The sequence below is a fragment of the Salipaludibacillus sp. CUR1 genome, assembly GCF_021028955.1.
Taxonomy (GTDB): Bacteria; Bacillota; Bacilli; order Bacillales; family Salisediminibacteriaceae; genus Salipaludibacillus.
Window position 1 is genome coordinate 12,910 of record NZ_JAIWPE010000014.1, and the last position, 20,672, is coordinate 33,581.

The window sequence follows — 20,672 nt, forward strand, 5'->3', positions numbered from 1 at the left end:
CCAGTTGGTTGTGCATGATGAACTACTGCACACAGTCACTTTGTGACGATTGTATGGAAAGCACACAATTGAACAGTATGATTAAACAAATTGAATTATAATGAATTATAGTGAATTTTTTACAAAAATGAATTATTTCAGACGATAAATCCCTTTTTGTTCAATTGTCGGGAATGGAGGGGTAAGAGAATGAATGTAAAGGAAGTAGTACAGGAACTGGAACAAAGGTTTAGGGGAATTAAGCTGACTGGCAAGATACAAGGCCGGGTAATAGAAGACGTCTACTTTATGACACCAGGAGAAAAAACGTTTAGAAATATCCTTTATATACTGCAGAGCTCATCTATTCCTGCAGACATAATAGAGCCTGAGCTGATGTTGCTGGTTGTAGAAGATGAACCTTTAAAACCAGACTTCAAAGAAGCACTGTTGAAAAAACACTGTACCATCATATATATGCCCCCATTAGAGAGTATTTTTGTTATTTTTAATCAGGTTAAGGCATTGTTTGCGAGAAGACAGCTGAAAGTGCGTGTATTTAATGAACAGCTCAAGGCTCTACTGGCAGCCGACACCCTGGACCGGCTCCTTGAAGTCAGTGGTAGGCTGCTCCAGAATCCGTTAATAATGATTAATGATGACTTTAAAGTAGTAGCATACTCCACGGAAACGCCTCTTACGGACGAAATTTGGCAAAGAAATTTACAAAACGGATTCTGTTCCTATGAATTTATTACTGAAGTTAACCGGTTAATAGATGAAATAAAGCCTATCGATCTCCATGAACCTTTTTCTTTGACTTGCACCGCCAGCCCGGTAATGAAGTGGGTGACCCGGATCCAAAGTGAAAACAGGCATGGCGGGTATCTTGTTGTTCCAGTTTGTAGCGGGGACATGGATTCCCAAAAGCTCGAACTGCTCTCACAAGCCTCAAAGCTTGCCGGTTATCATCTCAAACAGAAAAAAGTAGCTTCTTTTCTTTCTTATTGCAGGATGGAAGAAAAGTTACTGGTTGATTTAGTGAAAAAGACTATTCATTCACGTGAAGAATTGGAACAGCGGCAAAAAGCGGCCAAATTCCCTCATACTCATTCAATGCGGCTTTTACTTATTTCACCTGAAGAAGTAAGACAATCACCTCTTCCAGAGAGAAAAATAAAGAAAACAACTTTGGAGCAGGACATTGTCTCACTCTTTCCTGACAGTTATCTGGGGGTGCATGATAATATTCTTATTAGTTTGATGATTGAGTACCAGGGGCATACATCGCGTTCTGAGGGCGCAAGGGGCTCTTCTGTTCAAGAAGAGCAGAAACGTTTTGAGCTGGATAAACTTTTGAAAGGTCATCGTTGTCAAGGGATTATAAGTGACTTTTTCTCTGATTTATTCACTCTGCCTGTTGTGTTTGAACGGCTGCTAAAAACGATGGCAATTGGAAAGAGAATAAGACCCCGGGTTAGTTTGATGAACTTGGATGAATTAAGATTCTATGAACTCATTGATAACTTTCCTGATAAAGAGAGACTGGAAAGTTATTGTCACCCTGCCGTTTTAAAACTCTTAACTCATGATCAGACCTATGGAACGGATTATTATGACACACTTCAGTTATATCTGCTTCACAACCAGAACCTTAATTTGACAGCGCAGAAGCTGTTTATCCACCGCAACACTATGAAAAACCGGATGAAAAAAATTAATGAAATTATCAATCTGGATTTAACTGAAGGAGAATTAATCTTTCAGCTGGGTTATACCTATAAAATCCACAAGTATATGGATCAGACAATAGAAAGCAAGCAGAGCCGGTAGTTAAAACGGTTTAATTTTGGGGAGGAAAGCGTAGCTGCCTACTATGGATCCCGCAGAATTTCAGCCGGTCTGCATTATTTTGCCTTTCTCTTAATCTTAAACCATAGAGTTTCTGTTTAAAGTCTTTATTAATGGGCTTTAAAGTTTTAGGTGTTGAAAGAGCTGGCGCTGCCTGAACTTCAATATTTAAAAAAGTTATATGTTATTCCTTATCCAAAAAAGGGCGGTTAATATAGTGATAGACGACGGCCATAAAGATTGCTCCGCCGATAATATTTCCGAGTGTGACAGGAATCAGGTTGCGGATCATGCCTTCGATAGAGACGGCATCCGGATTATCCAGAACGAGTGCGATCGCAAACGTGCACATATTAGCAATACTGTGCTCATAACCGGAGATGAAGAAACAGAAGACAAAGAATATCATAGCTGCCATTTTTGCAATATCCTCTTTCATGGAAAGAGGAACGAAAAAGGCAAGGCAGATGAGCCAGTTACAGAGAATGGCCCGAAAAAACAGTTCCATTACCGGATCTGTCATTTTCTGCTCAGACACGGTAAGCAGAAAGGAATTGACTTCCGGGCTATTAAAAAGTCCGGTTGTATAAATTAAAAAAGCAAACGTTCCCGCGCCTAGAATATTGCCGATATAGGTGTAGGTCCACAGTTTGCCGACGACGCTCCATTTCATCTTTTTCCGGATGGCTGCGTACGTGTGATAAAAGGTATCGCCAGTAAACAAATCCGCTCCGCCGTAGGCGATTAAAATGATGGCGACACTAAAGGATATGCCAGCCATTGGATAAGTCCAGGGGGATTGTTCCATATAGAAGTAGCTCCCTGTCCTAAAGGCGACGATGACGCCAAAACCGATAAACATACTGGCAAGCATCGCCCGGATCAGATAACGGACTTTTCCTGTATTGAAGATTTTTTCTTTTTTGAGCGCCAGTTTTTCAACCTGCTCAAGAGATTTCATTTCCATACGTTTACTTCCTTTCAGATGGCTGCTCATTTCACTATACGCCTCTCTTTCCCAAAAGAAAACAGCGTTTTTCGATGAAAACGGATCCAATTTGCAGGTTTATTTTTGGAGGCGCTTCCATCATAGAAAACACCACTAGCCCCTTTTTTTCAGCCCGAAATGGACAGGTTTGAAATGACAAATATTAGCTCTAAAGAGACGTTTACCACAGAAGTTGTGAGGGAAAGAAAGTCGGGGGAAGTAGTGCGGACAGCTGCAGATGCGACCTGAATAATTGCCTTCAAAATATATTCCAGTAAACATACTCTAAATAAAAATTTCTACATACATTAGCTAAAAATAGGCTAATAAGCCGGTGCACAGTCAGACAAGGATAAATTAGTATTTAACCCAGGGGCGAAAATGCTTTACAATAAGAATTGCGAATAGATTATGGAGGGTGAATATGAAGACGAAACTTGGACTTATATATGGCGGGAAATCTGCCGAACACAAAGTATCATTACAAACTGCAAAAGCTGTGATTAACGCGCTTGATTTATCAAAATACGAGGTTCATCCGATCTATATAACAGAAAACGGTGAGTGGACCAGGGGGGCACAGCTCCAGGGGCCGGTTGATCATGTAGAGGAACTTCTATTGAAAGAAGACGGGGAAGCGGTTTCTCCGGTTGCTTTAAATCCTGGAATTTTCGCGGTTTCAGACCAGGCTGAGAAAAGTGTTCATTCTGCAGGAAAGCTTGATGTCGTGTTCCCGCTGCTTCACGGACCGAACGGAGAAGACGGGACCGTACAAGGGCTCCTGGAACTCCTGAACCTGCCGTATGTCGGAAACGGCGTACTGGCATCAGCTGCCGGAATGGATAAAATTATGATGAAAAACATCTATGAGCAGGCAGGTATTAAGCAGCCGGAATATGTATGGTACCTTCGCCGGGACTGGGAGAAAGACCAGGAAACTGCCTACACTAAGGTAGAAGAGAAGCTTGGCTACCCTTGTTTTGTTAAGCCTGCAAACTTAGGATCCAGTGTAGGAATCAGTAAATGTAAGGACCGTGAAGGCTTAAAGGAAGCTTTTGAACTCGCTTTTGAATATGACCGTAAGATTATTATTGAAGAAGGAATCGACGGCCGGGAAATAGAAATCGCTGTATTGGGAAATGACGAGCCGGAATGCTCAGTGGTCGGAGAAATCGTTCCTGAAACGGATTTTTATGATTACAAAGCGAAATATGAGGACGGCAGCACAGGTCTCATTATTCCTGCCGATATTACCTCAGACGATTACGAAAACATAAAGCGTGTGGCGATCCAGTCATTTAAAGCCCTTGATTGCTCCGGGCTGGTCCGGGCCGACTTCTTTTTAACAGAAGAAGGCGATGTCCTAATGAACGAGATCAATACGATGCCAGGCTTTACGCCATTCAGTATGTTCCCAATGCTGTGGCAGGAATCAGGTTTATCGTATTCACAGTTGATTGAAAAACTGGTTGAGCTCGGAGTAGAGCGCCACAATGAAAAACAGAAGATTAAACATACTTTTTAATCCCGGAAAACACGAATGAGGTTGACTCCGTTGTGAGTCAGCCTTCTTTTGTATAAAATAAATGAGGACGGTGTCCCTTCCGGGGTGTAAGCCCGAATAGTAAGGGACGCCGTGTGATGCTTCTTTGAAAAATTATGAATTTATTTTTAAGGAATTTTATTGAAATAATTCCTATGGGTTGATATTAAGGAGAGATGAGGATGATTAAAAGAACATTAGAGGATATTGCTGCGTGGGTGAATGGAGAAGTTTCCGGACAGGGCGCCGCTTCATTGGAAATTGCGGGTGTATCCAAAGATACAAGAACGATACGAGAAGGAAATTTATATATCCCGATTGCCGGGGAAAATTTTAACGGCCATGCTTTTGTGAGAGACGCTGCCGGGAAGGGAGCAGCTGGCTCCCTTTGGCAAAAAGACCAGCCGAATCCACCTGCTGATCTGCCGCTTATATTAGTCGAAGACACGTTACAGGCATTACAGGATCTGGCGAGCAGCTACTTAGCAAGCCTGCCGGCAAAAGTGATCGGCATTACCGGCAGCAATGGAAAAACCACCACAAAAGATATGGTGGCTTCTGTGCTTGCCACGACTTATAAGGTTCAGAAAACGGAAGGGAATTATAATAATCATATCGGCCTTCCCTTGACAATTCTCAGCCTTGAAGAAGACACCGAAATGGCTGTATTGGAAATGGGGATGAGCGGGAGAGGTGAAATCGACCTTCTTTCCAGAATCGCTAAGCCTGAAGCGGCCATCATTACAAACATTGGTGAATCTCATTTACAGGATTTAGGTTCACGTGAAGGCATTTCGGAGGCAAAATTTGAAATTACGTCAGGACTCAGAGAAAACGGGACCCTTGTAATTGACGGAGATGAGCCGCTATTAACTGAAAAAGTGGTGAACAGCCCGTTTCATGTCATCACCTTTGGCGGAGCTGAAACGAATGACTATTTTCCGGTAAAAATTGAGCAGAAGAGCGATGGGACATTCTTTACGACAAACCGGGAAGATGGCGCTGAATTTTTTATCCCAGTTCTTGGTAAACATAATATTAATAATGCCCTCGCTGTTATTGCGGTTGCCCAAAAATTTGGGGTGGCAGTCTCTGATATTAAAAAAGGGCTCGAAAAGCTTAAAATCACAGGGATGCGCACTGAATTAATTGAAGGGAACGGCGGCGTGACACTGATTAATGACGCCTATAATGCCAGTCCGACATCCATGCGCGCTGCGGTTGAATTGCTGCAGGATTTAAAAGGCTACAAGAAAAAAATAGTGGTCCTGTCAGATATGCTTGAACTGGGCGCTGAGGAAGAAACCTTCCATTTTGAAACAGGAAAAGATATAGATCCTGATAAAATTGACTATGTTTTTACTTTTGGCGTGCTCGGTAAGAAAATCGCAGAGGGGGCAAAAGTGAAATTTCAGGATCACTGCGTTTTTGCCTATGAGGATAAACAGGCATTGATTGCAAAACTGAAGGAAGTTGTGGAGAAAGAGGACATTGTGTTAGTTAAAGGCTCCCGCGGCATGAAATTAGAAGAAGTGGTCAATGAATTTATATAATATAGGTGTAATTGAAAGAAGGACTTAATGTTTTAATGAGTCCTTCTTTTTTTATTGCGTTTTTTTATGTCAACGGTTTTATTCCCCCGAATTTACCCTTCTCCAGACCTCCCCTTTATTTCCGAACGACTAAGGATATAAATATAAAAGAATGTATGAAATTCTGCAAAGTAATTGCTTGTTTATTAAGAGGCTCGGTTTAAAAAACGCCGTGAATACAGAAACCTCCTGAAGTAACGCAGTCTTTCTTTTTTTTACATAAATCTTTTTTAAAAAAAGAAAGTGATTAGAGAAACTATTTAAATTTAAGCTGTTCGGGTAAAGAAGAGGTAGGAACATATAAAATTATGCATTTAAATATAAAGGAGTTGGAGCAGGTGAGCTTGGAAGACATATTTAATAAACAGAAAACAGTAACTGAAGGAAGCAACGAGCATACAGTTAGCGGTAATTATGGAATGGTATCAAGTCCTATACATGAAGTATCGGAAATAGGAGAGGAAGTGCTCAAAGACGGAGGGAATGCGATTGATGCCATCATTGCCATGCAGTTTGCTTTAGGGCCGGCTGAAGGAATGAATACAGGTATAGGAGCCGGCGGGTTTATTATGTATTATGACAGCGAAAAAAACGAGACTAAAGTTGTTAACGGCCATACGAGGGCTCCGGAAGCGGTAAAGCCCGACGTTTTTTATGAAAACGGAGAGCTAATGTCATTTGACGACCGTTCTATGAGCCCGAGGTCGGTGGGCGTGCCGGGCTCCACAAAGATGCTCGAACTCGCTCATGAACGCTACGGGTCTATGCCGCTTGAACGGCTTGTTGATCCGGCTATAAAGCTGGCAGAAGAGGAGTTCCGGGTAAACAGCCTTTGGGAACGAACGATAGATTTGTTTGAACACCGTCTCGGGGACGAAGCGAAAAAAATATATATGCCGAATGGCACTAAGCTTAAAGAGGGAGACACGATCAGGCAGACTGATTACGCCCGTGCATTAAAAGCGATTCGAAAAGAAGGATTCAAATCTGTTTACGAAGGCGAAATTGCTGATGCGATTATTGAAACGCTTCAGGAAGAAGGCGGGATCATGACGAAAAAAGATCTGGAAAGCTACGAAGCTGCCATTGATAATCCTCTGTGGGGGAGCTATAAAGAGTTTGACTTTGCATTTCCTTCTCCTCCGAACGGCGGCGGGTTTGCAGTATCCCAGCTCTTAAAAATACTTGAACCGCTTGAAATCAGCCAATATGATATTAAATCCTGGAAAAAATACCACCTGCTTGCTGAATCGATGCGGCTCGCTATTGCTGATCAGCAAACATATATGGGAGATCCTGCTTTTGTGGATATTCCGATGGAAGGCCTTTTTAATGATGAGTATCTGGAAGAGAGGCGAAAGCTCCTAAACTTCGATTTTCGAAGAGAAGAAATAAAAGGCGGAGACCCGTATAAATATCAGAAAGGGGAAGCCGGCCGGGAAATGAAACAGGATACGAGTGAAAAAGGAATGGAAACCACCCATTTCACTGCTGTGGACCGCTGGGGTAATATTGCCGCATGTACAACGTCACTGGAGCGGATGTTCGGTTCCGGAATTATGGTGCCTGGATACGGATTCGTACTCAATAACGATTTAACTGATTTTAGCCCGGAACCTGGGTCGGCCAACGAACCTAATGGGAAAAAGTATGCAGTCAGTTCAAAAGCCCCTACTATTGTTTATCATGACGATAAGCCGTTCTTTACTCTTGGGTCACCAGGGGCCTCAACTATTGTTGGTTCTGTCGTACAGGTCTTTTTGCACCTTATTGAATACAAAATGGATTTGAGAGAAGCAGTTGCTGAAACGAGAATATTTAACAACCCGGATTTGTCTATGGAATGGGAAGATGGAATAAATGAAGAAGCGATGAAGAAGTTGAAAGAACTCGGCTATGAGCTTGACAGAAGCTTTAAGACACAGACAGCAGATGTCAGAATTGGTGATGTGCAGGCTATCCTGATTGATCCTGAAACCGGAAAACTTTACGGTGCGGCAGATTCACCTCGTCCGGGAGCAGCGATAGGTCTGACAGAGCCGCCTGCTGAGAAATAAAATCACCCGGTCTTTTTCAGGTGAAAGAAAAAACAGTCAGGCTGTTTAAATAATTTCAAGCAGGCATGAGTCCGGATGGAACCGGACTTATGCCTTTTTCATTTTAGAAAAGGTTCTTCTGTTAATGTATCTTAAGCAGCAGATCCTTTTGAAAGATAAATGGATAAGAAAGCGGAGAATCATCCATACTACACCTTGACAGGAATATTATGGAGGTGTTGAAAATCATGAATCAGATGTCGATGAGAGAACTCTATACGGTCGAAGATGAAGTGCGGGCAGAAGAGATAACAGCTAAAACTCTGAACTGGTGTGCTTCTCAATGTAAAGACGCTGAAATTAGACGGTTACTGGAAGAGCTAGCCGAACAGCATCAATTGCAGGTAGCTGAGATCGCTAAATATTTTAATAACTCTGGGTTAACCCAATAGGAGGTGCTTCACATGCCGAATAATATAGAAGGCCGCGGATTGACTGATCGTGAAATGCTTCAGCTTTGTCTTGAACTGGAGAAGGGAAGATGCCGAAGTGCTGCCGACACATTACTCGAGACAAGCCATGAACAGCTCAGAGAAGTCTATCAAAGGTGTTTTAACAATGCGAGAGATAGCCAGTATGCTATGTACAATCTGATGAATTCAAAGGGATGGTATATCCAGTCTCAGGCTTCACGTGAGGAGGTCGGAAGGGTTCAGGAGGAAATGCAAAATAATCTGCACCCGGATGACCAGTTTTTACCATAGGATTCTCTCACCCTCTGTCTAAAAGACGGGGGGGATTTTTTTTGGAAAAATACTAAAAAATGTATTAACTTTTCTTAAAAACGGGTACTGGAATAAAATACGACGTTTTACAGGGGGAAAGCACGTGTTCAAAGAAGCAATCGAATTGTTTGAAGAAAGTATTATCATTACAGACAAAAACCTGTACATTCTTTATATTAACGAGTCCTATGAGCAGTTATTCGGTTTATCTTTTAAGGAAGTGGAAGGGAGACATCTTCATGAAGTGTTCCCGGAGACACCGGACGAGGCCCGCCTGGCAACTCAAACAGTTAATGCGAAGGAAGGCCTGAGCTTTAAAAATATTAATTTTCACTGGAAAGGCAGGGACTTGGTATTAAGAGTCCAGACAAAAATTCATTACGATCAAAATGGAGAGATTGAATTTGTAATGACTCAAATTGAAGATGTCACAGAAAATGTTGAACGTCAGCAGGAACGTGACGCCATGATTCAAGAGATGACAATTAATATTATCCCCGTTACAGAGGAAATTGGGATTCTGCCCCTCCATGCCATCAAGACGGAAAATCAGAAAGATATTATTGTAGAGAATACCCTCATTCAATGCCGCTCACTCGGAGTAAAATATCTGGCTCTCGATCTCTCATCTTTAAAAGTAATGGATGAAGAATTTGCTTTCATAATTTCAAGGTTATTAAGCACTCTTAAACTGCTTGGGGTTAAAGTTTTTATATCCGGTATTCAGCCTGAAGTGGTTCCTTATATTCAGACGAATTATGAGTATCTGTCGGAATATTCTACTTATCAGACGCTTCATCAGGCAATAGATGAACTATTATGCAAGTAGTAGGCCCATTTAAAATAGAAAAAGCTAAATTCAAAACAATCAGAACACACCTGATGGTTTGACAATTTAATGAAAAAATCAGCGTTAAAAGACCTTTAACCGGGTCTTTTTTTGTCTGTTAAACAAGCAAGAGTGCGGAATGGCGGGATTTGAACTTATATTATCTGTAAGTTTTTTCAATAGAGAGGCAATTTCGACTGTATTTCTAAATGTTTTAAAATAGTTCCAAATTGGAATATACCCTTAGGGAGCGTCTTTTTTAAACGTTATATCTTTTAAACAGGAGGTTATCAATGTGAGTAAAGAGAGTGAAGATTCAAGCAAGGGCAGATTAATAGATTATAAAATATTTTTGCCTTCTTTATTTATTATTATTGCTATAAGTATTCCTTTTTCAACTAATGAGGCAGCATCCTTAAATGTGTTAAATAATATATTCGATAGAATAGTTGAGGTTTTCAGCTGGGGGTATATTTGGTACGCCCTTATCCTTCTTGGGGCGGCTTTATATTTTTCATTTTCAAAATATGGGAATGTCGTTTTAGGGGATCCGAGGGAGAAACCCCGATTTACTTTATTCGAGTATGCTTCCATATTAATTGCTATGGGACTTGGTTCAACCATTATGAGGACCGGAATGGTTGAATGGGCCAATGTGGCCTCAGACCCGCCTTTTGGCATAGAAGCGCAGTCAGGTGAAGCCTTATTAATGGGGAACGCCTACAGTATGTTCCTATGGAGTTTTCAGACATTTGCCATCTTTGTTATGGCGGCTCCAGCTATGGCTTACATTCTGCACGTAAGGAAACGTCCACTAATGAGGATTTCCGAGGCGTGCCGTTGTATATTCGGTGATAAGTTTACCGATGGGCTGGGGGGTAAATTTCTGGACATGATCTTTCTGGTCAGTATCCTTGCCGGGGCAGCAGTCACATTAGGATTAGGAACACCAATTGTAACTTATAATTTATCACAGCTGTTTACAATAGAGGTGACGTTCGGATTAACTTTAGTAGTAACAATAATATGGGTTATCCTATTTTCTATCAGTGCTTACTTAGGTATCGACAGAGGAATTAAAAGGTTAAGTACATTTAATATGTATCTAGCCGGAGGGTTTGCTTTATTCGTAATGATTGCGGGGCCAGGGGTATTTATCCTTGATTATTTTACTGAAAGTATCAGTGTCCTTCTAACGAACTATATTGATATTTCTCTTTATACAGATTCTATTAATGCAGAAGGGGCAACCCATATGCAAAGCAATACAATATTCTGGTTTGCATATAACGCCACTTGGGCAATGCTTCACAGTATTTTTGCTGCGAAAATCTCCCAGGGAAGAACCGTTAAAGAGATGATTTTAACTTATTTAATGGCGCCGACAATGTTAGCCTGGGTAGCAACGGGTGTACTTGGCGGTTTAGGGGTACAGCGTTATTTAACAGGTGAAGTTCCTGTAATTGACATTGTCACAAACAATGATCAAATGGCTGCTATTCCTGAGATTTTAAGCTCACTGCCGTTTGCTACACTTGCTATTGCAGTGTTTACGATCGTAGCTATGATTTTCTTAACGACTACGCTGGACTCCACTACTTATACAATAGCAGCTTATACGAGTACAAAAGATATGAGTAAATACGAGCCTTCGAGAATGCTTCGTATTATGGTAGCCGGGATTGTAGCAGCCGTCGCTTTAGTGTTAATGAGAGTAGGCGGACTGGCACCTCTCGAAGTAGTATCGGGTCTTATGGGCTTGCCTATCATTGTCATTCAGTTTCTGACAATCTATGCGGCTGTAAAAATGATGGATCAGGACAAGGCCTGGGAGAGAAATACGAGAAAACAGGCTGAACGTGAAAAACGGACAGGATAAAGCAGAAAGTCCTTTATGTTGGGCGGGTCCCCACATGAAGGGCTTTTTTTATGAGCTTATCTCCGCCCTTTATGGACAACTCACTTATAGTACTGGCTTCTGAGTCCCCAATATAATCGGTTTATGACCCACTTACCAGCTTCTTTACACGCTGAGTGGGTTATATTAGTCCGCGAACTCAAAATACACTTAATGTTAGCTGGTTTTTAGTTCTGGCATATTTCTAAAATTTCTTTGAAGGAAATTTTGTGAAAATATCAACAAATAAATTGTTAATACATACCATTCCAAGTAAAATGACAATCAGGTAACAAAAGAGTTTGAGATTAATAGTGTGTCAAAGGCTGTAAACTAAAGTGCTGTTAAAGTGAAACGGTACGCAGCGAAGATTAAACGTGTATTCCTGGATACAGGAGTGTGGCTGGACATCACTACTTTTTAAACACCCCTAAAACTAAAGGAGGAGCAAATATGCCGCAGAGAAAATGGGAGATGCCCCATACGTTTATTATTATCTTTTTTGTCGTGATTCTTGCTGGGTTGCTGACATATACGGTACCTATGGGGATTTTTGAAACGGAAGAGGTGACATACGAGAGCCAGGGGACAGAGCATACGAGAACAGTTTTAATTCCTGACACATTTGAGTATGTGACAGATGAGCAGGGAGAAGCGGTAAGGGACGGCGTGAGCCTCTTTGAACCTTTCGGTGAAGCTGGTTTCTTAAACTATGCATTTGAAGGCATGGTTTCAGGTGATAAATGGGGTTCTGCTGTAGGCGTCGTTGCTTTTATTTTAATTATTGGCGGAGCTTTTGGCATTATTATGCGGACCAAATCAATCGATCAGGGAATTCTGACTGTAATAGATAAAACAAAAGGCAGAGAGTCACTTATTATCCCTGTGATGTTCTTTTTCTTTTCCCTCGGTGGTGCTGTTTTCGGAATGGGTGAAGAAGCGATTGCATTTGCGATCATTCTTATACCGCTGGTTATTGCCTTAGGCTATGATGCCATTACAGGAGTAATGATTACATATGTAGCCACTCAGATTGGTTTTGCCACTTCATGGATGAACCCATTCGGGGTAGCTATCGCACAAGGTGTGTCGGATGTGCCCGTGCTGTCAGGGGCCCCTTTTCGTATCGGCATGTGGGCTGTTTTTACGGCAGTCGGAATTATTTACACGATGTGGTACGCAAGGAAAGTGAAAAGAGACCCGAGGGCTTCTTACTCTATAAAAGCAAACGAGTATTTCAGAAAGCATAACCAGCAGCAGGATCTGAACAGGTCTTTTACTCTTGGGGACACCCTTGTGGTGCTGACCTTAGTGCTCGGAATTGTGTGGATCATCTGGGGAGTGATACAGGACGCTTATTTCATTCCGGAAATCGCCACCCAGTTCTTTACTATCGGGATAGTTGCCGGTGTTATTGGAGTTATCTTTAAGTTAAATAACATGAGAGTTAATGATATTGCAGAAAGTTTTTCTGAGGGTGCCCAGCAGCTGCTTCCTGCTGCACTGGTAGTAGGAATGGCTAAAGGGATTATCATCATATTAGGCGGGGATGCGGCTGATGAGCCTTCCGTTTTAAATACGATGCTTTACCATGCCGGTGGAATGATTGATAATCTGCCTGAAATTCTTTCAGCAAGCTTCATCCTTATATTTCAATCTGTCATTAACTTTTTCGTCGTATCAGGTTCCGGCCAGGCAGCGCTGACCATGCCGTTAATTGCTCCATTATCAGATATTGCAGGAGTTTCCCGGCAGATCGCTGTCCTTGGTTTTCAGCTCGGTGACGGGTTAACAAATATTATTGTTCCTACATCAGCTGCATTAATGGGAACTTTGGGTGCGGCGCGTATAGACTGGGGCACGTGGTTCCGTTTTATCATAAAATTTCAGCTTATTATGTTCGGCTTAGCATTTGTTTTTGTTATTATCGCTGTACTGATTAACTTTTCATAAGTAAGATGAGGGAGAAAACCGGCATTTATGTGCCGGTTTTTTTGGTGGGTGAACGTCCAGCACAAGAGTGAATTATTTAAAAGAAAATTCAGATAATTAATTGACAGACATCCCTGATGTGTTATAACATAGAATTTAAATAATGCATCTGTTATAAAACAAAAGGGAGATGTGAGTGATGAAAAAGAACAATTTTCATGAATTTCTGCAGTCAATGAAAGAGGCTGAAAGTGAACAGTTATTCTTAAATGAAGAGGATAGACACCAGGAAAATATAGAAAACAGAGATTTCCTATTTACTCACATGTTTTTTTAAAAGATGAGCTTTCTAATGCCCGAACGGGGAGCTGGGCGGCGTGAACGGTCAAAAGAAGGCCTCATATGCCCGAACGGGGGGCAGGCGGGTGTGAACGGTCAAAAGAGAAGGTCTCTTATGTCCGAATGAAGCGTGGCACCAGGCGAAAGGGTACCAGCTGAAATTTATTACTCCCGCGAGGAGTGGGCCGGTCCAAACAGGCATAAGACCTCGCCTCTCATGGTCAGTAGAAACCCCTCACGCCACTTAACATGAACCTCTGCCGTCCGCTAAGTTGCATACTGATTTTTTTTATTAAAGTCCGGAAAATTTTCTCCGGGCTTTTTTCCATTAAAGAAAAATAATTGAAATGTCCAAACACAAATTACCATATTTACATAAGCTGTAGTGTAATTACAAAAAAGGATTTAGAAAGGTGGGATTTGAATGTACCATCATCACGGATGTATTGACCCGTGCTCTTACGGTTATGGTGTTGCCGGGGCAGCTACCCCTTATCACGGGAAAGGTAACGCATTCGCCTTAATCGTTGTGCTGTTTATTCTTCTGGTTATCATTGGAGCATCTTTTACAAAGAAATACTAATTAAATCAGGTTATTCCACCCATTATAAAAAGGCTGGAAAAGCGGGAATTCCCGTTTTTCCAGCCTTTTTTCTTACTGGGTGCTTTTTATTTCTGCTTCAACAGTTTCTTCAACTTCATTTCTTGAGATTTTTTCACGTCCGTTTTTCAACGCTTTGAGTGTTTTCTTTGCTAATGCGAGAGGCACCTTGCAGAACAGGATAATACTGCGGCTGTCCAGGTCCTTCATATATTTATCTCCTAAGGCAAGGTTCCGTTCTGCATAGGCAAATAAATCGTCTCTTGTCCATCCGTCCGGGACAAATGAGACGCCCCGTTCCTGATCTTCGTCCTGGTTCCGTAAGATGTTGACGGTCTGCAAGCCCCGCCCGTAAGCCACTGCCATATCCCGGTCAGTTTTTGTTCCGTCCCGCCATTCCCAAATATCAGAGAGCATGACTCCAACGAGCCCTGCGACGTAATACGTGTAATCATCAAGATCTTCTTTTGTTCTGATATTCCAGTTTTTCTCTGTCCAGTCTGCCATTCCTAAAGCCATGGTCCGAGTAGATTCTTTTACTTTACCGGTTATGTCTTCTGGGCAAGTCTCCAGCCAGTCGCCCAGCCTCACGGTCACTTCAGGAAGCAGGTGTCTGTATGGCCGGACGAGCCGGAGGTATGCTTCATTATCAAATTTAGTCTCCAGGAGCGCCCCCGTTTCACGGAGCAAATATTGTTTCGTTGTAGAATCAAGCGTATGGTGATCCTCAATTTCATCGATGGCTCTCATGCATAAGTAGGCAGAAGCGACAGCTTTTTTTAACACTGGCTCCAGTAGTGTAATAGGTATATAAAAAGTTCTGCTTGTCAGCTTCAGCATATGCATGGCTTCTTTTTGGAGTTTTTTATCGTGATACATTAATGGCTTTCCCCTTTCAAATTCTGTAAACGGCATGTACGAACGGCGTTTTGTCTATTATAACTAATCTGCCTGGTGAAGTCATAAAAAAACAGGTAAACGTGTTAATTGTCATGGTTTCTTAAAAAAATGAATGTCAGATTTGACACGAAGGACAGAAGTATAACCGCCGGCTGGCAGCCTGTATTTTTTCCACAGGAGTCCCGCACATATAACACGATTGGTCTTCCCTGTTAAATACCCAGTGCCGGTACTGTTTTCGTGTTTTACCTTCGGATTTCAGTTTTCCGGCAAGTTCAAGATCGTTAGTAATTCCATTATGCGCATAAGACTGATACATCAGATTGATTGCTGCCTCAGATGCAAGCCTGAGCTGCGTTTCAGTGCAATCCACAGGGCGTGCCGACGGATGGATACGGGCAGAGAACAAAATCTCACTGCGTAAATAATTTCCGATTCCAGCTATAAAGGATTGGTCAAGCAGCAGAGAGGTCCATCTCCTGCGGTAAAAAGGTTTACTAAGAAAACGTTTATACAAATCATCAGCCGTGACACTCTCGCTTAAAAGATCTGGCCCTGCCCTCGAAATAAACGGGTGAGCAGCTATTTCTTCATCTCGCAAAACCTCTATATCGGAGGCGCTGTATAGAAGCGCGGATTTCTTTTCATTATGAATCGCAAGCCTGAGCTGCCGGTTTGTTTTAGGGTAGTTATAAGCATTCCTAATAAACCATTTTCCATACAGCTGGTTATGGGAGTAGACCGTGAAGCCGGCATCAAATCGAAGGAGCATAGCTTTCCCTTTCGTATCGACACGTTGAATGTGTGCACCAATGAGAAAATCTTCATATTCTTTTAACCGGTCAAATGTAAATGAGATATCGAGGACTGGCCTCTCTTGGAGAGCTTTTTCAATATCATCCGCAGCTCTTCTGATTTCAGGACCTTCCGGCACTGCTTCTCCCCCCTCTCTGAGTAAGCCTTTCTAATTGCAAATTATACCTTCCCTAAGACTCTCCTGACAAACAAGAATAATTGAAATTTACTGCTTTGGTGTTGAAAAGCGATAAAGTAAACGTTACAATGACACAATAGATTTAATTATCTGAAAATATTATTAAAGGAGTTTAAAAGATGAAGCAGTTGGAACAAATCAGCCATTTTTTCAGTAAGTACTTTGCCCTTATTGTTATTTTTGTGTCAATTATTGCGTTCGCATCCCCCGGAGCGTTCGGATGGATCGGCGCTTACATCACTGTTTTACTCGGGATTGTCATGTTCGGAATGGGAACGACAATGAGATTATCGGATTTTACATTGGTGGCTAAAAAGCCAGCTCCGGTGTTTATAGGTTTACTTGCCCAATTTTTAATCATGCCGTTAACAGCTTTTGGTATCGCTTATCTGTTTAATTTGCCCCCGGAGCTTGCGGCAGGGCTCGTCCTTGTGGGCGCGTGCCCTGGCGGCACAGCCTCAAATGTGATGGTCTATCTCTCCCGCGGAGATGTTCCTGTGTCCGTAGCGATGACCTCTGTATCAACTATGCTGGCCCCGGTTCTGACTCCGCTGATTGTTCTGTTATTAGCGGGTCAATGGCTCCCGGTAAGTGCAGGTGAGATGTTTATGTCCATAGTTCAAGTGATTATCATACCGGTTATTCTCGGAATCTCCGCCAGGAAACTTCTTCCTGGAGCTGTTGAGAAAGGGACCGCAGTGCTGCCGCTTGTCTCTGTTACAGCTATTATGCTGATCGTTACAGCAGTAGTGGCTTTAAACGCCGAAAATTTAATAACGTCGGGAGCGGCCGTTTTCTCTGCTGTTATTTTACACAACGGTTTTGGTTTAGCGCTCGGCTATTTAACAGCTAAATGGGTCGGTCTCGATGAAACAAAACGGCGGGCTATTTCAATGGAAGTCGGGATGCAGAATTCAGGTCTCGGAGCTGCTCTTGCGGCCGCTCATTTCAGCCCGCTCGCAGCTTTGCCAAGTGCGATATTCTCTGTCTGGCATAATATTTCAGGGCCGGCGCTTGTGTCATTTTGGAACAGGACCGGAAGAAAAGAAACTTCCAGGAATAATTCTGTCACTGGAGTAAGTTAAAAAGCAGCACAAACCTTTAGCAGAAACATAAAGATAGTCACATTAAAACGCCCGGATAAGCTTATATCCGGGCGTTTTAATGGTATAAAATAGCCTGGTTAATAAAAGATTTATTTACATTATTTTTCATAAAATGGTTGACTTTTTTTAAAATTATCAGTATATTTGACGAAAGCGCTTTCGAGAATGTGAGGATTAATCTAATGACAACAATCTATGATATTGCTAAAAAAACAGGTTTTTCCATCACTACAGTCTCAAGAGCCTTAAACAATTATTCAGATGTCAGTGAGAAAACCAAAAAATTAATACTTGATGCAGTTGAGGAAATGCACTATTATCCAAACTCGGTTGCGCGTACCCTGTCTACAAAGAAATCGTGGGCTCTCGGCATTATTTTTGTTGAAGATCTCGGAATAGGCATGAAGCATCCGTTTTTTAATTCAGTCATTGAAGGGTTTAAAAAAAGTGTTGAAAAGAAAGGTTATGATTTAATCTTTTTAAACCGTAATGTGGGCGGGGTAAAAATGAGTTACCTTGATCATGCGGTTCACAGGGGTGTAGATGGCATAGCAGTGGTGAGTTCAAACTATGATGACTCGGAAGTGGAAAAAATAATTGCTTCCACTTTACCTAATGTCATTATTGATCTACATAGTACAAAATCGAATGTTGTTTACAGTGATAACCTTCATGGCTGTGAATTAGCTATCGAACATTTGTATTCATTAGGCCATCGGAAAATAGCCCACATCGCAGGGCATCCGAAAACCTTTGTGGGACTTGAGAGATTAAAAGGCTTTAAGAGTGCTATGAAAAACCATGGCTTGGACATTCATAAGCCGTTTATCGTTGATGGCGGACTTTTCTCTGCTGAAGGCGGTTATAATGCAATGCTAAAGCTGCTGCAAATGAAAGACAGGCCGACTGCTGTATTTGCAGCTGGCGATAATATGGCATTTGGTGCCATGAAAGCGATTAGAGAAGCAGGATTAAAGGTGCCTGAAGATTTTAGTGTAATCGGCTTTGATGATATTGAATTGGCTGGTGAGTATACACCTTCTCTTACTACCATTAAACAGGACATGGATAGAATTGGCGAAAAAGCGGCTGAAGTATTATTGCAGGAAATCGATCATAAGTTTGAACCTTCAACATGTATTATTCCAGTTGAGTTGATTAAAAGGGAATCTACTAAGTCTATTTAAGTAGATTTTTACCTTTTAACTATTTCGAAAGCGGTTTCGTCAGTAGAATTATCGAAAATTTAGAAGAAAAGGTAGGCTTAGAGGTCTGCTTTAAATTATCTGACAAATCGAAAGCGTTTTCGGTCATTTTATTTTTAAAAGGAGGTGGACCTTCTGCCAAACAGTGAGGCGATTGTACAAGGTAATTACCAAAAATGAGAGGGGATTTGAGATGAAGATAAAAGTTTTTAGTTCGTTTTTAATCTTTTTGTTAATGATTCCTAATGTGAGCATGTTTGTCAGCGCAAATGAAAACAATGGCAATACCAGTGAAGAACCGGCAAATTCAGAACCTAACTGGCAAATGACTTGGAACGATGAATTCGATGGCGATGAACTAGATTTGGATAAATGGCGTATTGATATCGGAAATGGTTTCTATAACGAAGGCGAATGGATAGAGGGCTGGGGAAATAACGAATTACAATCGTACCAGGAAGATAACGTCCGGGTAGAAGACGGGCGCCTCATTCTTGAAGCACGTGAAGAATCGGTTAGTGATGAGCATGGTGAATATAATTATACGTCTGGAAAAGTCCTCACTGATGAGTCATTCAGCCAGGCTTACGGCCGGTTTGAAGCAAGCATGAAGCTTCCTGAAGGGCAAGGCTACTGGCCGGCATTCTGGATGATGCCGCAGGATGACGTTTACGGCGGTTGGGCAGCTTCAGGTGAGATTGATATTATGGAGAACAGAGGCTCTGAAACAGATAAAGTTGGAGCAGCGATTCACTACGGTGACTTGTGGCCGAATAATACGTACAGTGAACAATCGTACACGTTCCCTGAGGGTCAGTCTACGACTGATTTCAATGAATACGCGATTGAATGGGAGCCAGGTGAAATACGCTGGTATGTGAACGATGAATTGTATTCCACAAAAACGGAGTGGGGGACAAAGTATGGTGAATACCCTGCACCATTTGACCAGGAGTTCTTTATGATTCTGAACTTGGCAGTTGGCGGCTGGTACGGCGGCGAGCCTGACGAAACAACAGAGTTTCCTGGACGAGTGGAAGTGGAATATGTCCGCGTGTATGAAGACGCAGATGCAGAACACCCGCCGCCAGGTGAATGGATTGACCCGGGTAATGGTGACGAGCCGGGTGACGGCGAAACACCACCGGTAGATGAAACGAAGAACTGGGTAGAAGTTGGGGACAACTTAATTGAAGATGGCACATTCGAAACAACGACTGAGTTCGGTAACGAAAATAACCGTCTCGTATGGAATATTTTTAACATGGGTAACCATGATCCAAATGCAGGTATAGCAGATTTCTCAATTGAGAATGAAGTGTTAAAAGCGACAGTCCGCCAAGTAGGCTGGGCATGGTGGCATATACAGCTCATGCAGGATGTAACGGTGCCAAGCGGGACGTACAAAGTTGAATTTGACATGAAGTCCGAACGAGATCGCACGGTACGGTTTGAATTAGTTAGTTCAGAGTCTGGTATTCTGGATTTTGAAGTTGGCGACACTATGGAAACCTACACAGGTTACCTTAATGTGAAGGAAGATGGGGATTATCACATTATGTTCGGGTTGGGCAGAGGAGAAAATGACCCTCAGCTGGACGTCCCATATGATATCTTCATTGACAATGTAAGACTTGTGGAAGTGGTTGAAGAGGAAGAATCAGAAGAACCTCTTACGGCTGCTGAGATGTTAAATGAACTGGAAAATGCGCTGAACGAGTATGTGGATGCAGGGGACGTTCGCGGTCCATTAGTCAACCAGCTCGGGAACACTTTGCGCCAGGCGCAGCATCATGAGAGCGCCGGCAGATATGAGCAGGCAGCCAAGTTTATGGATAATTATCTTAAACACTTATACCGCGGGCCGAATAAGCGGCATGTGGAAGACGATGCAAAATCAGAATTAACAGTTCCTGCAGAAGAAATTATGGCTCAACTAAAAGAAACTGAATAATTTGAGGTTTGAACTTAAACGGTTGGAAACCTTGCACGCCCGGATTCTTACAGAATTCGGGTTTTTAAATTAACCCAAACAGATCCTGGAAATTTTACTAAGGGTTGAAAAATCTGAAAATTAAGAGTATATTAAACTTAC

At 42.1% G+C, this 20,672-nt stretch carries 17 protein-coding genes; 14 read left to right on the forward strand and 3 right to left on the reverse strand.

The features are described 5' to 3' along the window. Nucleotides 1-189: 189 nt before the first annotated feature. Nucleotides 190-1,812, forward strand: a complete 1,623-nt coding sequence (locus tag K8O68_RS02530; protein ID WP_230895368.1) for a PucR family transcriptional regulator — start codon at nucleotides 190-192, stop codon at nucleotides 1,810-1,812. A gap of 202 nt (nucleotides 1,813-2,014) precedes the next feature. Here K8O68_RS02530 and K8O68_RS02535 read toward each other — a convergent pair whose 3' ends face one another. Next, nucleotides 2,015-2,797, reverse strand: a complete 783-nt coding sequence (locus K8O68_RS02535; RefSeq protein ID WP_230895369.1) for a formate/nitrite transporter family protein — start codon at nucleotides 2,795-2,797, stop codon at nucleotides 2,015-2,017. 445 nt (nucleotides 2,798-3,242) lie between these two features. Between K8O68_RS02535 and K8O68_RS02540 the strand changes: the two genes are divergently transcribed. The 10 genes from K8O68_RS02540 (at nucleotide 3,243) to K8O68_RS02585 (ending at nucleotide 14,354) form a co-directional block, all read left to right on the forward strand. Then, the gene (locus K8O68_RS02540; RefSeq protein ID WP_230895370.1) at nucleotides 3,243-4,343 is read left to right on the forward strand and encodes a D-alanine--D-alanine ligase; all 1,101 of its coding nucleotides are present in this window, start codon (nucleotides 3,243-3,245) and stop codon (nucleotides 4,341-4,343) included. Between the two features lie 200 nt (nucleotides 4,344-4,543). Further along, nucleotides 4,544-5,914, forward strand: a complete 1,371-nt coding sequence (locus K8O68_RS02545) for a UDP-N-acetylmuramoyl-tripeptide--D-alanyl-D-alanine ligase (protein ID WP_230895371.1) — start codon at nucleotides 4,544-4,546, stop codon at nucleotides 5,912-5,914. Nucleotides 5,915-6,291: 377 nt separating this feature from the next. Continuing rightward, the gene (ggt, locus tag K8O68_RS02550; RefSeq protein ID WP_230895372.1) at nucleotides 6,292-8,010 is read left to right on the forward strand and encodes a gamma-glutamyltransferase; all 1,719 of its coding nucleotides are present in this window, start codon (nucleotides 6,292-6,294) and stop codon (nucleotides 8,008-8,010) included. A gap of 227 nt (nucleotides 8,011-8,237) precedes the next feature. Beyond that, nucleotides 8,238-8,441: a hypothetical protein gene (locus K8O68_RS02555; RefSeq protein WP_230895373.1), complete on the forward strand. Its 204-nt coding sequence runs from the start codon at nucleotides 8,238-8,240 to the stop codon at nucleotides 8,439-8,441. A gap of 12 nt (nucleotides 8,442-8,453) precedes the next feature. Further along, entirely contained in the window at nucleotides 8,454-8,753 is a 300-nt protein-coding gene (locus K8O68_RS02560; protein WP_230895374.1) for a spore coat protein, read from the forward strand. A 124-nt stretch (nucleotides 8,754-8,877) separates the two neighbouring features. Further along, a complete protein-coding gene (locus K8O68_RS02565; protein WP_230895375.1) occupies nucleotides 8,878-9,603 on the forward strand; it encodes a PAS domain S-box protein in 726 nt (241 codons plus the stop codon). A 295-nt stretch (nucleotides 9,604-9,898) separates the two neighbouring features. Then, entirely contained in the window at nucleotides 9,899-11,482 is a 1,584-nt protein-coding gene (locus tag K8O68_RS02570; protein WP_230895376.1) for a BCCT family transporter, read from the forward strand. Nucleotides 11,483-11,953: 471 nt separating this feature from the next. Further along, nucleotides 11,954-13,453 carry a putative basic amino acid antiporter YfcC gene (gene yfcC, locus K8O68_RS02575; RefSeq protein ID WP_230895377.1) on the forward strand — a complete coding sequence of 500 codons (1,500 nt, stop codon included), beginning with the start codon at nucleotides 11,954-11,956 and terminating at the stop codon, nucleotides 13,451-13,453. Nucleotides 13,454-13,631: 178 nt separating this feature from the next. Further along, entirely contained in the window at nucleotides 13,632-13,769 is a 138-nt protein-coding gene (locus tag K8O68_RS02580) for a hypothetical protein (protein WP_230895378.1), read from the forward strand. Between the two features lie 426 nt (nucleotides 13,770-14,195). After that, entirely contained in the window at nucleotides 14,196-14,354 is a 159-nt protein-coding gene (locus K8O68_RS02585) for a YjcZ family sporulation protein (RefSeq protein ID WP_230895379.1), read from the forward strand. 72 nt (nucleotides 14,355-14,426) lie between these two features. Here the strand turns inward: K8O68_RS02585 and K8O68_RS02590 are convergent, their stop codons facing one another. Together K8O68_RS02590 and nei are read right to left on the reverse strand one after the other, a co-directional pair. After that, nucleotides 14,427-15,251, reverse strand: coding sequence for a squalene/phytoene synthase family protein (locus K8O68_RS02590; protein WP_230895380.1), 825 nt, complete (start codon nucleotides 15,249-15,251; stop codon nucleotides 14,427-14,429). 136 nt (nucleotides 15,252-15,387) lie between these two features. Then, nucleotides 15,388-16,206 (reverse strand): endonuclease VIII, encoded by an 819-nt coding sequence (gene nei / locus K8O68_RS02595; protein ID WP_230895381.1) that lies wholly within the window; start codon nucleotides 16,204-16,206, stop codon nucleotides 15,388-15,390. 179 nt (nucleotides 16,207-16,385) lie between these two features. Between nei and K8O68_RS02600 the strand changes: the two genes are divergently transcribed. The 3 genes from K8O68_RS02600 to K8O68_RS02610 all read left to right on the forward strand — a co-directional run bounded on the left by K8O68_RS02600 (nucleotide 16,386) and on the right by K8O68_RS02610 (nucleotide 20,531). Next, nucleotides 16,386-17,351: a bile acid:sodium symporter family protein gene (locus tag K8O68_RS02600; RefSeq protein ID WP_230895382.1), complete on the forward strand. Its 966-nt coding sequence runs from the start codon at nucleotides 16,386-16,388 to the stop codon at nucleotides 17,349-17,351. Between the two features lie 203 nt (nucleotides 17,352-17,554). Continuing rightward, entirely contained in the window at nucleotides 17,555-18,559 is a 1,005-nt protein-coding gene (locus K8O68_RS02605) for a LacI family DNA-binding transcriptional regulator (protein WP_230895383.1), read from the forward strand. Between the two features lie 211 nt (nucleotides 18,560-18,770). Then, nucleotides 18,771-20,531: a glycoside hydrolase family 16 protein gene (locus tag K8O68_RS02610; RefSeq protein ID WP_230895384.1), complete on the forward strand. Its 1,761-nt coding sequence runs from the start codon at nucleotides 18,771-18,773 to the stop codon at nucleotides 20,529-20,531. Nucleotides 20,532-20,672 lie beyond the last annotated feature (141 nt).